This is a genomic window from Anabaena catenula FACHB-362 (genome assembly GCF_014698735.1).
GTDB classification, from domain to species: Bacteria; Cyanobacteriota; Cyanobacteriia; order Cyanobacteriales; family Nostocaceae; genus Anabaena; species Anabaena variabilis_A.
The window spans coordinates 1-13188 of record NZ_JACJTQ010000015.1 but is presented as its reverse complement, the minus strand read 5'-3'; the positions used below and the strand labels follow the sequence as shown (position 1 = coordinate 13188).

At 38.9% G+C, this 13188-nt stretch carries 11 protein-coding genes; 3 read left to right on the top strand and 8 right to left on the bottom strand.

Annotation, left to right across the window (positions count from 1 at the left end; all coding sequences use genetic code 11):
* Nucleotides 1-282 precede the first annotated feature (282 nt).
* The 5 genes from H6G68_RS11580 to H6G68_RS11560 form a co-directional block, all read right to left on the bottom strand.
* The gene (locus tag H6G68_RS11580) at nt 283-813 is read right to left on the bottom strand and encodes a late competence development ComFB family protein (RefSeq protein WP_190906791.1); all 531 of its coding nucleotides are present in this window, start codon (nt 811-813) and stop codon (nt 283-285) included.
* Nucleotides 814-1369: 556 nt separating this feature from the next.
* A complete protein-coding gene (locus H6G68_RS11575) occupies nt 1370-2590 on the bottom strand; it encodes a hypothetical protein (RefSeq protein ID WP_190906790.1) in 1221 nt (406 codons plus the stop codon).
* Nucleotides 2591-2805: 215 nt separating this feature from the next.
* Nucleotides 2806-4749, bottom strand: coding sequence for a tRNA uridine-5-carboxymethylaminomethyl(34) synthesis enzyme MnmG (gene mnmG, locus H6G68_RS11570; RefSeq protein WP_190906789.1), 1944 nt, complete (start codon nt 4747-4749; stop codon nt 2806-2808).
* A 47-nt stretch (nt 4750-4796) separates the two neighbouring features.
* The gene (locus H6G68_RS11565) at nt 4797-5456 is read right to left on the bottom strand and encodes a type II restriction-modification system restriction endonuclease (protein ID WP_190906788.1); all 660 of its coding nucleotides are present in this window, start codon (nt 5454-5456) and stop codon (nt 4797-4799) included.
* A 16-nt stretch (nt 5457-5472) separates the two neighbouring features.
* Nucleotides 5473-6645, bottom strand: a complete 1173-nt coding sequence (locus H6G68_RS11560) for a DNA cytosine methyltransferase (protein ID WP_190906787.1) — start codon at nt 6643-6645, stop codon at nt 5473-5475.
* A gap of 247 nt (nt 6646-6892) precedes the next feature.
* Between H6G68_RS11560 and H6G68_RS11555 the strand changes: the two genes are divergently transcribed.
* Entirely contained in the window at nt 6893-7714 is an 822-nt protein-coding gene (locus tag H6G68_RS11555) for a D-alanyl-D-alanine carboxypeptidase family protein (protein ID WP_190906786.1), read from the top strand.
* Nucleotides 7715-7756: 42 nt separating this feature from the next.
* On the opposite strand, the gene H6G68_RS11550 is transcribed toward H6G68_RS11555, so the two are convergent.
* A complete protein-coding gene (locus tag H6G68_RS11550; RefSeq protein WP_016951989.1) occupies nt 7757-7951 on the bottom strand; it encodes a type II toxin-antitoxin system HicB family antitoxin in 195 nt (64 codons plus the stop codon).
* Nucleotides 7952-8269: 318 nt separating this feature from the next.
* Between H6G68_RS11550 and H6G68_RS11545 the strand changes: the two genes are divergently transcribed.
* Nucleotides 8270-8833: a TIGR04376 family protein gene (locus H6G68_RS11545; protein WP_190906857.1), complete on the top strand. Its 564-nt coding sequence runs from the start codon at nt 8270-8272 to the stop codon at nt 8831-8833.
* A 548-nt stretch (nt 8834-9381) separates the two neighbouring features.
* The gene (locus tag H6G68_RS11540) at nt 9382-9960 is read left to right on the top strand and encodes an ABC transporter permease (RefSeq protein WP_190906785.1); all 579 of its coding nucleotides are present in this window, start codon (nt 9382-9384) and stop codon (nt 9958-9960) included.
* Nucleotides 9961-9987: 27 nt separating this feature from the next.
* Here H6G68_RS11540 and H6G68_RS11535 read toward each other — a convergent pair whose 3' ends face one another.
* Nucleotides 9988-11403 (bottom strand): collagen-like protein, encoded by a 1416-nt coding sequence (locus H6G68_RS11535; protein ID WP_190906784.1) that lies wholly within the window; start codon nt 11401-11403, stop codon nt 9988-9990.
* Between the two features lie 424 nt (nt 11404-11827).
* Entirely contained in the window at nt 11828-12904 is a 1077-nt protein-coding gene (gene acsF / locus H6G68_RS11530; RefSeq protein WP_190906783.1) for a magnesium-protoporphyrin IX monomethyl ester (oxidative) cyclase, read from the bottom strand.
* Nucleotides 12905-13188 lie beyond the last annotated feature (284 nt).

Genomic DNA, 13188 nt, shown 5'->3' with positions numbered 1-13188 from the left:
GCGTTGGCGCAGCCTGTCCGTAGTACGGCAAGCGAGAGTGCATCGCAGTCAACAGTAAAGGAATACAGCGATTTTTATTCTTTGGCTAAATATATAATTAGGGCTTGCTGAGGTACTTAATCAATCAATTTATTTGTTGAATTGGAATCGGGCATTTGGTCATCTTACTGCGTTGAGTACCCCATCTCTCCCCAATAAAATCATTCTCCAGTTAAGTAAGTCAGCGCAATAAGACCCTTTTGCCCCCTGCAAGAATAGCCTTATTCAATGATAATTATTTACCTACTGTCGATGCTTTTCCCAGTCAAATTTTTGATTGTCTGAACGACCATTGCTCCAAGTTATATTCCCTTTTAGTGTGTTGAGCAAGGTTTGTTCAACCACATTGTTGAGGTTGTCCCATGATATATCTTCACGTTGCAGTAATACTTTTAGTCCTTCCAAAGCAGTCTGTGCAGCCTGATCTTCTGGGAAATTTAGAGGTTCGTTAATACGGAGTGGATCTCGTTGTACAGCTGCCATTCCCTGACGCACAGCTGTGGAAATTTGCTGATACAACTCTGTTTTTCCATGATGCCACTGCCGCTGCCACCCTCTTTTACTAGTAGCATAGAGGCTGGGCAAACGATTCAATGCATAAGCAACTACTTCCGATGCTTTAATGTAGTTAGCAGTTTTCAAGGGTAAGGATTGAATTTGTTTTTCTACTTCCTCTACCACTAACATTTCCATCACATTTCGGGAATTTTTTATGAATGAATGCTCTTTATGAGCCTGAACGGTTACATTAAATGATGAATTAAAATTGGACATAAGGCTTTTTAGTAAATTGACTTTTGTGAGAATGTGAGTTAAAGTTTCTATGTGGACTTTATAAAAAACTAAATATTTATTGCTAAATTATTTAGTAAATCTCAATATAGCAATTTATTTCAATTCCTGTAAATGTGAATCTTACAAATTTATAATTGAAAGACAAATTTGATAGAGAAAATATATAGCAATCCTAGATAAAACTTTAGGATTGCTAGAAGTATGCATTTATTTTCTGAGTCAGACATTTCTGAAGATGAAGTTGCAAAGAATAAATTTTCAAGGACAACTACCGCAGATATAGACACCCTACCGGTGGCTTCCCGTATCGCCAAAAGCGAGGCTAACGCCAACGCGCAGCGTCTCCGATAGGAGAAGAGAAGAGTACGCAGATAAATCTCAGATGAATTTATATCGTGCTAGTGTCCGTCAAATTTATTTGGACGGGTAATGATAGGAAAAAAATTATATTCTTCCCCTGCTTCCTCTACCTCAAGAGCGCCTCCTGCCTGCCTTCACCCGTCATTTTTGGGTTGACAGACTACTAGGAGGAGTTTTACAACTTATGCCCTGCGTAAATTGATCGCACTTCACCGTTACGACGGATAATTGCCTCACCGTTACTCACCTCTACTAGCGTCCAGCCACTAGAACCAATACTCTCTCCTAGGTTAATCCGGCGAGTCACGCCATCGATTTTAAACAAAGCGGCAGATTTGTTACCCAATTCTAGCAATCCCTCTAACTCTGCGGAATAGGCAGGTAAAGATGCCTGTTGCTGGATAGTAGTTGGGGCTTTTTCTATAACTGCTGTTGGTGTAGTTGGTTTAGCCGTAGGTAGTTTTGGTGGTAATATTCGCAGTGGCTGAGGATTAACCGCTGGCTTCGCAGCTGTCACTGGGGTTTTCACAGATGGAGTTGACACTTTTTCCGGTATCGGCTTGGCTACTGGTTGTACAGTATTAGGTGCAGAACCCTGTGGGAGAATTGGCGGAACCGGTGGTAAGGGACGCATAGGTTGGGGCGCTTGATAAACGGGGATATAAATCCGTTCGATCACATTTGTTGTCCGACTCGGAACTGGGGGGACATTGTTAGCAGCCAAAGGTGGTGGTAGATTCCCCAACGGTTGGGTATTGGGCAAAGCCAAAGCGTTTGTCTGGTTCAGATTTACATCGGGAAATCCAGGTTTAGCAGGTGTCTGATTATTGGTTACTCCTTGCTGGTCTATCACTGCCAGGGCTTCCAGCATATAATTAACCAACTCGGCTTGCGGGTCTGGTTTGATTGCCACTGGTGATGCTAGTTGGTCTGTTGGCAGACTCTGCGAAGTCAATTGGTTAGTTAGTAATCCCGACTCTGTTAGATAGACTGTACCGACAATTGCCAAGCCCAAGGACGCTCCCAGAATTAGCAGCTTATCTAAACCACGATTTTTTTGCTCAGTCCTGGGACTAATAGCTGTCACAGAGGGAGCGTTGAGTACCAATGTACTTGTTTGCTGGTTTTTGCTTGGCGATAGCGCCTTGACTGCTTGGTGTACTCTTTGTGGTAAAACAACTTCTGGCATCTTCACCGTAACTGTTTGTACAGAGGGGTATTCTGTCCTCACAGTTTTGGCAGGCCGCTTCCTTCGACCGTCCAGAATGTCATCAATATCGGTGAAGATATCATCCATCAAGCCTTCAGCGTAAGTCTCTATCGACCAAGGCTCATTGGTGATTAAGTCCTCTGATGCTTCCGAAATAGTGAGATGGGTGCTGGCTTCTGGTATCATAGACTTCTTCGGTTGTAGCTGCTAGGACGGGGAAACGACACTTTGATTGCCGGAATATCGAGTTTTTTTTAATCAAACAGCCAATCACTTAATCCCAGAGGACATAAGTTGATTAAGCAGTGGTATTAAATTCTACAATGATTTGGAAATGATTGATAATATCACTTCACAAATTTATGTCATCGATCATACCGATCCCCTATCCTATACTATACTCACCCTTGGTGATATTTGGTGGAAACTAGTACCGAAAAATCTGGCTGAGTTTTGGTTTTACGTATTTCTAAATAAATTAGTAAGGCGTTGATATCAGCTGGATTAACTCCGCCAATTCGTGCTGCTTGACCAATTGTGAGGGGTTTTACCTTGTTGAGCTTTTCTCTGGCTTCTTTAGAAAGAGTATCAATTGTTGTGTAGTCTAAATCAGATGGTAACTGGCGGTTTGCTTGACGTGCAGTTTGCTCGATTTGGTTTTGCTGTCTGACTAGATATCCAGAATATTTAATGTCAATTTCTGCACCTTCTTTTTCGGCTTGGTTGAGGGTGGTGTCACCTAGTCCGTACCTTTCTAAATCAACATAATGTATTCCTGGACGACGCAATAAGTCAGCAAGGGTAATTGAGCCTTTAATTACTTGTTGGGTATCCTGTGCGATCGCTCTCCCCACTTCTTCCAGTTCTTTAATTCTGGTAGAATGCAGACGTTCTTTTTCTGCCGTAATCTGTTCTTGTTTGCTAGTAAACAAATCCCAACGACGGTCATCAATTAAACCAATTTCTCTTCCTAAAGGTGTCAACCGTTGGTCAGCATTATCAGAACGCAGTAACAAGCGGTATTCAGACCTACTTGTCAGCATTCGGTAAGGTTCCCGTAAATCCTTTGTACACAAATCATCAACCAAAGTGCCAATGTAACTTTGCTCACGGGGGAAAATAATCATTTCCTCACCCCGCACAAATCGGGCTGCATTAATTCCCGCTACCAAACCTTGAGCAGCAGCTTCTTCATAACCGGTTGTTCCATTAATTTGTCCGGCGCAAAATAGCCCTTCTACCTTCTTCGTCATCAACGTCGGATAACACTGAGTTGCTGGTATATAATCATATTCCACCGCATAGGCAGGACGCAGCATCACGCAGTTTTCCAAACCGGGAAGACTCCGCAACATCAACAATTGCAGATTTTCTGGTAAACCTGTAGAAAAGCCTTGGATGTATAATTCGGGAATATCTCTTCCTTCTGGTTCAATAAAAATTTGGTGGCTTTCTTTATCTGCAAAGCGCACAATCTTATCTTCAATACTCGGACAATAACGCGGCCCCTTCGCTTCCACCCAACCACCATAAACCGGTGATAGGTGCAAATTTTCCCGAATCAAGCGATGAGTTTCCGCAGTAGTTCGGGTCATGTAACAAGCCATTTGTTCCCGTTCTACCCACGCTTGGGGGTCAAAGCTAAACCAGCGGACTTCTTTATCCCCCGGCTGGATTTCCATTTTACTGTAGTCTGCCGAGCGTCTATCTACCCGCGCCGGTGTTCCTGTTTTTAATCTTCCTGTTTCAAATCCTAAGCGATTGAGAGTTTCTGTCAATCCTTCAGCCGCAAATTCTCCCGCACGTCCTGCTGGCATTGACTTGTTGCCCACCCAAATTTTACCACCCAAGAATGTGCCGGTGGTGATAATTAAGGCTTTACATTGGAACGCCATGCCAAAGTAAGTTTGCACACCGATAATTTCATCGTTAGCACCCAGCACCAAGTCGGTGGCCATTCCTTCCCGAATTGTCAAGTTTTCTTGATTCTCGACAATGGTCTTCATGACTGTTGCATATTCGCGCTTATCGGTTTGCGCTCGTAATGCCCACACCGCAGGCCCTCGTGAAGAGTTGAGGATGCGTTTTTGTAGATAGGTGCGGTCTGCGACTTTGCCAATTTCTCCACCCAAAGCATCTACTTCATGGGTTAATTGAGATTTGGCTGGGCCTCCCACTGCTGGGTTACAAGGTTGCCAAGCGATTCTATCTAGATTAAGGGTCAAAAGCAGAGTCCGACAACCGAGGCGGGCAGTAGCTAAAGCTGCTTCGCAACCGGAGTGACCTGCACCGACGACTATCACATCAAATGCGTCTTGGAATTCAACGGAATTGTGCATGGTCATAAGTAATTAAGAATTAATAATTAATAATTAAAAAGGCTAGTTACAATCTATGTTAATAGATTTTCTATCCCTGTTGTTGTTCCTATTGTGGAAACTTGGATAACCCTGCTGTATTGCAACCGCCATTGTAAAGCATTAGAAATAGTCAGATAGCCAATTTCTGGAGGTTTCTCTAAAATTCTTTCTGCTAGTGTTTCCCGACCAATTTCATCTAGGGGGAAATTCCGTTCCTCTAAAAAAGCTATCACATCATCCTTATTACCATTCCGGCGTATAATTTCTGTTATACCGTAGCTTGTTTGATAATCTCCAGTACGTTTCTTATCTACAAAAACAACATTTTGGAATTTTAAATTAGCAGTACGAGAACTATGATTATCAATTTTTTCGTATGCAAATATTAATAGGTTATAACCTAATCCATAAACCTTTTGACTAGCATTGCGAAAAGGACATGAAGACTGTGGCTGTCGAATTGATGTTACTTTTAAATCAACTTCTAAGCCAGGGAAATCAATTCCTAATGCTGCACTACCAAGGGTGTAATCATATCTTGTAGATAAATATTGATTAAAAGCAGATTCAACGTAAGTTCCTACGGCTTTACCATCTGTAACCCCATAGAGATTATGAATTGGTATTGCACCCAGTTCTAAACAAAAACTCTGTGCAGCCTTTTTCAGAGATTCTAGCGTTAGTAATTCCATATTTTTCAAAAGTCAACTAAATAGCCAAACTTAATTGCTGCCAAGTAGATTTAGGAAATTCAATATTTTTTTCCCCAATTCTTTTACATACCCATTCTACACAAGCAGGGACAATGGCATTACCAAATAAAGCATATTGATTGTAAATTTTTGCTTCTCTACACCAATCATCAGGGAAGCCCATTAATCGAGCATATTCAACATTAGTTAATCTGCGAAATTTTTCACCTATTTTATAGCGTTCATAGTGTCTTGATGTAGAAGCAGTTAATGTTGATGCAATACCATTAATTCCAAAGATTGTATAACCTAGTCTTGATCCTCCCTCTTGGTTATATAATATTTCTACTCCCTGACAATAACGATTCACTGACTTACTTTGCTTAATACGTTCTAAGGTATCATTTGTGAAATCAAATTGGGTATCTACTATTGCTTCATCTTGCAAAATATGTTTTAGCTGTTTTCTGGGCTTTATATCTGATAATGGAGACAGATTTTGAGTTAACATCTTATTTTTATAGGCAATTCCCCAATTACAATTTGTGCCTGTACTCGTAGATAGAGGCAACATATATTTTTCCATTAATATTGATATATTATCTAAATTAATTAAGTCTTCTTTGGTTAAAAAAACAGAGGTATTTTCCAAGAGATGAGAAGTTATATCTGGAGAATTTAACTTAGTACCAAAAATCAAAATTCTATCTCTATTTTGAGGAATACCAAAACTAATAGGACTAATAATTCTCCATTCAATCAAATAATCTAATTCAGATAGCGCATTTAAGATTACTCGGAAATGATAACCATTTTCCATTGTTAAGAGTCTTTTGACATTTTCTAAAAAGAAATATTTTGGTTTTTTTGCATCTATAATTTCTACAATGCGTTCAAATAACGTTCCCCTAACTCTATCTCTTACTCCGAGCTTTTTCCCAGCAGAACTAAATGGTTGACAAGGAAACCCAGCCGTTAAAATATTATGATTAGGTATATCTGATATAGAAATTTCGTTAATATCTCCTAAAACAATTGAATCTTTACCAAAATTACTTTTATAAACTTTACAACACAGTTCATTGATATCATTTGCCCATATAGTTTCGATATTGGCATTTTCTAAACCCAGACGGAAACCACCAATACCAGCAAATAACTCTATAGCGGTTAATCGATTTGTTGCCATTTATACAGTCTGCAATATTTGGTTATAAGTATGTTAACTAACATATTATATATGATATTGACACTTATTATGGGTATTATTCAGGTCATATCTGGGTAAATTCCACCTTAGTGATGAGAACTAATATGGATATTCAGTATTGTTATTAAACATTGAGACAGAAGAGTAAAATACTTATTTATACAGTTTTTAAGTATTCCTGAAAATCTGTAATATAATTAAAACCAAGTTGTCAATCATTTTTTTAATGAAACGTCATTCCAAACTAAAACGCCGTTTAAGAAAGATAACTTTTATTACCATCATTACCTTCATATTTTTTACTCTAGTTGGCAGTAGTGACATTAACTACTATAAATCATTAGAAAATACGGCAGTAATAAATAATGTCAATACAATACCATCAACACCATTTATTCCCAATCAGCAATTAGACGAACAACAGCGGTTTCTGGCTACAATTACCCACCAAATAGTAAATCTTCCCCAACCTAATACGTTTGAATATATCATCCTGCGTGCTTACGGTACAGTATTTATAAATCAAGAACCAGAAATTAAACTACCACCAAAAGTTATCTTAGACAACGAACAACAAACCCAAGAATATCAGGGTAATCTGCGAGTAGATTTAGTAGAAGGGACTACAGAATGTTATTTACAAAAAGTTGCTGCTGAAGCTTTTAATAAAGCTAGATATTTGCAAAAGATTCCTCTTAAATCTGGATATTCTGGTGATTGTACTCGCAGTTTTGCTACCAATTTAAGATTTTGGCAAAAATACACTAATAGTCAAACTTTATCACAAGTACAACAAGGTAAAGAAACAAAAATTCTGGGTACAGTTGCACCCCCAGGAACTTCACAACATCTCTGGGGATTAGCGATTGATTTACGAGTATCTAATCAAGCACAGAGACAAGCATTAAATCAAAATGGTTGGTTTCAGACTGTCGAAAATGATCTTCCTCATTGGACTTATCTTGGTTGGAATGAAGAGGATTTACCTAAGTTTGGGTTGAGGAATAAAACTGTTAACGGTATTACCTATTGGGTGACACCACTTTAGGTAATTATCGAATTGATTAATGCGTATTTTTGCGAATTAGTATTATCTAACTTCTACATAATAAAATTCTGAATTTTTACTAACTTCATCAGCAGTTTCTAAGTAAGCTTGAATAGCATATTTCATCTTATCTAAAGCCTCTTGTTCCGTTTCTCCAACTGTCCAACATCCAGGTAAAGCAGGACACCAGATAGCATAGACTTTATCTATTTTATTTAACTTGACTTGATATCGCATATCTCAATCACCGCTATTATCTCTAATTCTATATTAATAATTAAGATCAAAATGGATTGTATGATACTGCACAATCTCACACCCTTGCTAACCATAGGTAGAAAATATAAATTTTATGAAATTTATATAAAGATGATACAAATTTTCACAACTTAATATAAAGCTACAAATGAATCTCTGCGTCTATGCCTCTATCGATTTGTATCAAATCAACCTTAAATTTAGACGGTATTAAAACAGGAGTTGCTGATCATGCAAACAGCCAAGAGAATTTACTACAATAAAATAGTTACACACCCGACATTTGGAGTTTTTACAGTGGGCTTATTTGATGATTTAAGTCGGTTTTTAGAAGAACGTTTAGAAGAATTCTTGCGTAATAATCCACATTTGGAATTAGAAATGCTGTTAGAACAGCTGCGAGAGCAAGAAGAAGATACTTTAAAGTTGATAGCTGAGTTACAATTACAGGAGAAGCGATCGCAAGATGACATTCTCTCCACAGCCCAAGAAATCCAACGTTGGCACATTCGTATACAAAAGGCTAAAGCCGCAGGTAGACAGGATTTAGCCTCAGCAGCACAAGATAGAGAAGACACACTTCTGCGAGAAGGAAATCAGCGTTGGGGACAAATGCAGGGTTTAAAAGAACGCATTATCCAATCTCAGGAACTTCTACGCAAAATTCAGCAGCGTCGTCAAGAAGTGCAAGCTAAAGCCACCGAAGCACAGACAGTGCGTGCAAAAACTCAAACTCAGCAGCGTTTAGAAACCAATGCTTGGCAAACTCCACCTAATAGTTTCGACGATTTAGAAAATACATTTCAGCGTTGGGAAACTCAAGACGAGTTGGAACAAATGAAACGTAATTTAGGGAAGTAATTCCAAAAATATAAAGGATGAAATCTCAATGAGAGAATTTCATATTTGACAGGACTTACGCAAAATTTCTCTAAACCCTCTTTCCTTCTCTTCGAGACGCTATGCGAACGCGCTCTTTGCTTCGCAACGCTACCGCGAACGCGTCTTTGCGGTTCATTTTTTCCTTACTTTTGCGTAAGTCATATTTGCTAATGTACATATAGCTATTCTATTTTGTGTGTGGAAATTATTTTTGTTTAACTAATGTTTAACTAACCGCAGAGATGCAAAGGATACAGAGTAAATAAAGACTGGTTTTTATGCATGAATTAGGATTGCTATATTATTGATAATTGCTTTTACATAATTTTGTTAAATCAGGTACAGATTTACGTTTGTATTATTTTCATGACATTGAATTATTGAAATATTATTTATTTTTTTTATTAAATTTTTCTTTAATGATAAATTTTAGTTAGTATCTCTCATCTGCTTTTTAGTTTTCCTTTCCGCAGCTATTGAGTATTATTGCTCTAGTATTTCCAGACGTTTCAAATAGTAACTCAGGAATGGAAAATAGCATATTTTTAGACGTTTTAGCAAGCCTACAATTGTTATTTGTAGGTTATATTCCAGCCGCTGTTCTGGGTCTGTTTATCGGTTTTGTTATTGGTATTAATCGTATAGTTTATCAGCTATTTACGCGGATATTTCAAATACCCAACAGCATACCTGCTATAGCATTTTTACCCCTGGCTCTCATCGTATTTAAAGAGAAAGAAGCTTCCGCTGTGTTTGTTGTTTTTTTTGGTGTCTTCTGGTCAATTATCATTGAAACAGCAACAGGTATCCAACAATTTCGCCAACAAGATAATAACTTTCGTGTAGCTATCCATCATGTATTTAAAGCTTTGAGAATCGGCCTTTGGATAGCTTGGTTTACAGTCATTGCCACAGAAATGCTCATTGGCTCAAAAGGGCTGGGCTTTCTGGCTTGGAATGCTTATAAAACTAGCAACTCTAAATACATTCTTGAGTCCATACTCTATATCGCTATTATTGGCGTTTTGTTGGATCAGTTGCTGGATTTTACAGGTTATATTCTCTCCCAAATGGTTACAGATAAAGGGAAAAAACAATCATCCTAAACAAATCAAACATGAAATTGTTAGCAATTATTTAGCCCTACGAATTGCACCTTGCCAATTAAGAGTTTGTTGTGCAGAACGTCCCCCTAAAGAACGAATTGCCACTAATTGAATATCCACATTTGTACCCGATTGCAGCGCCTCCCTAGGAATTTTGAGCTTACCTAAAGCCAGGGTAAAACGGTTATAATCACGAGTGATAAGTGTTGCTGGAATTTCCCCTTCATAAAAAGTTTGGTAGTCAAAAGAACCAGAAAAATTATCTCTTGCCCGATATTTAACCCGAAATTGAGTATTAATTAAATCAGATTTTGCAGCTAAATCAACAATTTTCAAATTGAGGTTTTGTCCCGCATCTACAAACTCAGCTACTGCTAACCGCGTCACCTCTTTTTTAGGAATCGCATAATTAACAGTAAACTCTGTTAATTTCCCCTGACTCTTGGTACTACTATCAACCCATAAATCTTCAGGAAAAGAAACTTCTACTTGTTCACTGTCATTTAAATTTAATGTTGCAGTTAGATTAGCAAAGCTGGTAATGGGTTGTTTTTCTTGCCAAATTAATTTAAAAGTTCCTTCTAGCCGCTTTTCAAACTCTCGATATTCATCAGCAATTACAGAACCAACGGCTAACAGAGAATTTGCTCCTTGTCGCTGCTGCCATTTATTTTTGGAGAGGTTAAACTGTTTATTTGCTAATTCACCAATTGCTAATTTTAAAGTTGGTGTATCATCCGTCAAAGGTTCTTTGCTGTTAATTAGACTTAAACTTCCTAAGCGTCCTGGCCTACCGTCCTGACCATAACTACCATTAAGTCCATCGCTGCCGTTGTAACATCTGTAAACTTTATTAGTACACTTATGATTAGGACTACCGGGAGTTCCTGTGCAGGTTTTTATTTCCCAACTCCTGCGACGACAGTTACAACCTGCTGTCCCTCTACCACCTTGTCCACCGCGTCCACCTTGTCCCCCAACAGCGCGAACAAAAATTTTCTTTAAATCTGCCAAATTGCTGTAATAGACGGTGACAGAGCCACCATTACCCCCATCTCCACCTTTACCACCAGCACCACCAACACCACCATCTGGTGCATTGATGTTGTAGTTAACGTTTTCAAGTTCTTCTCTACAGCGAGGTCGAGAACCACGTTCTCCGTCTTCCCCGTCTTCACCATCTTGACCCGACAAATCAAGATTTACAGGTGTACCATCAGCAGATATAGTTTGATTTTGACCACTGCGACCATCTCTACCAGAGCGTCCATTGCTTCCTCTATCTCCATCTCTGTCATAGCGGTTAGCTATTTTATAGTCTTTTTCAGAGGGGTTTGCTGGACATAAAACGGTAGCAGAGGCAGGTACAAAGTTAGTAAATAGGGAAAAAGTCAACAGGAGTGGCAATTTACTCCTAAAAACTTTGTATATAGAATTATACATAAATTTTTACTTGCTATATGGAACTGCTATTTGTTTAATTTCAGGACTTACGCAAGAACTCTCTAAAACCCTTCTTCCTATGCCTTCGGCACGCTCCGCGAACGTGTCCTTTCCTTCGGAACGCTTCGCGAACGCGCCTTCGCGGTTCGTTTCTTCATGATTTTGCGTAAGTCCTGAATTTGTGATCTCGTTCCTAGTCTCTGACTGGGAATGCTATCACAGAGGCTCTGACTCTACTATCACGTTAAGGTAGAGCCTTCTAAACTTCATTCCCATACAGAGAGAACGAGAAAAGAATTTAGGATTGGTATACTACTGCTGACGCTGACTTTCTGTAATTTGCTCCCTAAATATACTGATTAAAACAAAAAAAGTGGCTCTGTACATCACAGAACCACCAAAATTTTTCTAAAACTACGCTAAATTAGCGAGCTTGACCATGAGCAGAAACCGCATCAATGGGTTTCATCAGGTATAAATTCAATAACTGCCAACCATGAGAAAGGTAAATTGGCGCTTTTTGGAAGAATTGCAAGAATTTAGGAGTATTGGAGTTGGAAATTGCTGTCAATTTTTCGTTATTTTTGACACAAACATCCAAACGCTGATAAAACTCTGGATTTTCTACATCGAGCATGAGTGGGAAGACTCTACCTGCGGTTTCATTAGTCTTCTTAATCACATGGATGTCATATTCTCTAGCATCTAAGCCCAGAGAAGCATAAAAATCTTTGCGCTGGATGTCATTGAGATACATTGTCGCAAACACCGACAACAGGAAGAACCGACTCCATAGTTTAGCTCTCCAGTCATTCAGCATCTGTGGCTGCGCTCTCATGATGGCATCAAAGAAATCACCGTGGCGGTTTTCATCCTGACACCAATTTTCAAAGAAGCGGAAAATTGGGTAAATCCGGTCTTCAGGATGTTGTTCTAAATGGCGATAAATGGTGATATAGCGCCAATAACCTATCTTCTCAGAAAGATAAGTAGCATAGAAGATGAATTTGGGCTTAAAGAAGGTGTAACTGCGACTCTTAGTCAGAAAACCTAAATCTAGGGATAGATTAAAGTCTGACATGGCTTTGTTTAAAAAACCAGCATGACGCGCTTCATCCCGTGACATCAGGTTAAAGCACTCAGCTAATAGAGGGCTTTTATCCTTCAAGCGACGGCCGAGTTCTTTGTAGAGCAAAAAGCCGGAGAACTCTGCTGTACAGGAGCGTTCGAGAAATTCAACGAACAATTGGCGAGTTTCCCCATCAATATGATCCCAGGATTGCTCAAACTCACCATCTCGGACAAAGTGATGGCGGTTGTAGTCAACACGAAATTCTTCCAGGATGGCTCTTAACTCGTCTTCGTTGACGGAAATGTCCATCCGCGCCATTTCATCAAAATCTGTTGTGTAAAAGCGGGGTGTTAAGAGGCTTTCTTTTGAGGGGACTTTAACCCCAGGACGCATTTCCTCAAAGCCTGGTTTTTTTAGAGAATCTACCATTTTTTGACTGCCATGAATGTTTTTCTTATTTTTGAGTACACCAGAGAGCCAAAGCTTATGTTCTCACAAGGTGCAGCTAAGGACAATAATTACATTATGTATAAAATTCAGTCTACCAAGGTGTTGCCGGGAAAATGGCAAATAAAACATTAAGAGTTGCAACAAAACTTTAGTAGTTAGGACTTACGCATTGACAAAAAAGATCATCTATGTATTCTAAATAATGGCATCCTTGCCAATGTTGGCAAAAATATGCTCACGGATAACAGAAGTAAACAGATTCC

Bases quoted from the DNA above. Each gene is read 5' to 3' on its own strand.
- H6G68_RS11580 (WP_190906791.1), bottom strand. From the start codon at position 813: ATGTCCAATTTTAATTCATCATTTAATGTAACCGTTCAGGCTCATAAA.
- H6G68_RS11575 (WP_190906790.1), bottom strand. From the start codon at position 2,590: ATGATACCAGAAGCCAGCACCCATCTCACTATTTCGGAAGCATCAGAG.
- mnmG (WP_190906789.1), bottom strand. From the start codon at position 4,749: ATGACCATGCACAATTCCGTTGAATTCCAAGACGCATTTGATGTGATA.
- H6G68_RS11565 (WP_190906788.1), bottom strand. From the start codon at position 5,456: ATGGAATTACTAACGCTAGAATCTCTGAAAAAGGCTGCACAGAGTTTT.
- H6G68_RS11560 (WP_190906787.1), bottom strand. From the start codon at position 6,645: ATGGCAACAAATCGATTAACCGCTATAGAGTTATTTGCTGGTATTGGT.
- H6G68_RS11555 (WP_190906786.1), top strand. From the start codon at position 6,893: ATGAAACGTCATTCCAAACTAAAACGCCGTTTAAGAAAGATAACTTTT.
- H6G68_RS11550 (WP_016951989.1), bottom strand. From the start codon at position 7,951: ATGCGATATCAAGTCAAGTTAAATAAAATAGATAAAGTCTATGCTATC.
- H6G68_RS11540 (WP_190906785.1), top strand. From the start codon at position 9,382: ATGGAAAATAGCATATTTTTAGACGTTTTAGCAAGCCTACAATTGTTA.
- H6G68_RS11535 (WP_190906784.1), bottom strand. From the start codon at position 11,403: ATGTATAATTCTATATACAAAGTTTTTAGGAGTAAATTGCCACTCCTG.
- acsF (WP_190906783.1), bottom strand. From the start codon at position 12,904: ATGGTAGATTCTCTAAAAAAACCAGGCTTTGAGGAAATGCGTCCTGGG.